The sequence below is a fragment of the Streptococcus mitis genome, assembly GCF_001074635.1.
Classification (GTDB): Bacteria; Bacillota; Bacilli; order Lactobacillales; family Streptococcaceae; genus Streptococcus; species Streptococcus mitis_E.
Map to the genome: position 1 here is coordinate 1 of NZ_JUQO01000031.1, position 726 is coordinate 726.

The window sequence follows — 726 nt, forward strand, 5'->3', positions numbered from 1 at the left end:
GTCCGAGGAGGACAGGAAAATGTTTAGTCAACTACGTATGCGCGAAGAACAAGCGTTATTGGCTCAGGATTATGCCTTGGAAACTGCTAGGGCAGAAGGTATTGAACAGGGGTTGGAGCGTGGTCTTGAACAAGGACGAGCAGAAGGCGTTGAACAGGGACTGGAGCGTGGGAAAATCTTTACCTTTCTAGATTTAGTACGCCAACATGTTTTAACTTCCGAATTCGCGAGTGAACAATTGGGTATATCAGTAGCGGAGTTTGAAGCACTTTTGTAATACCATCACTAGTAATAGCGTTCTTGGAATTAAAAAAATACAGAGAAACCAGCAAGGATAGCGTTCGCAAACCGTGGTTGGAGTTTTTTGGGAATAAACCCTTTACCCAACAACTCGAGCGAGCCATCAGCCAGGCAGACCAACTGCTAGACTACAAGAGCTGGTCTGAGGAGGATAGGAAAGTGTTTAGTCAACTACGTATGCGAGAAGAACAAGCCTTGTTGGCACAGGACTATGCCTTGGAAACAGCTAGGGCTGAGGGTATTGAACAGGGTATTGAACAGGGACTGGAGCGTGGGAAAGTCGAAGGGAGGGAAGAAGGAAAACTCTTTGCCTTTCTGGATATGGTCCGTCAAGGTCTTTTGACACCTGAGGTTGCCAGCCAGCAGTTGGGAATGACCGTGGCTGAGTTTGAGGAGCTATTGAAAGACCATCATAAATAAGACCTA

Annotated in this window: 2 pseudogenes; both read left to right on the forward strand. The window is 46.6% G+C overall.

Annotated features, from left to right (window positions below):
• Window positions 1-277, forward strand: a pseudogene (locus ADI58_RS01275) (flagellar assembly protein H domain protein); the annotation flags it as partial.
• A 14-nt stretch (window positions 278-291) separates the two neighbouring features.
• Window positions 292-720: pseudogene (locus tag ADI58_RS10490) on the forward strand (Rpn family recombination-promoting nuclease/putative transposase); the annotation flags it as partial.
• Window positions 721-726 lie beyond the last annotated feature (6 nt).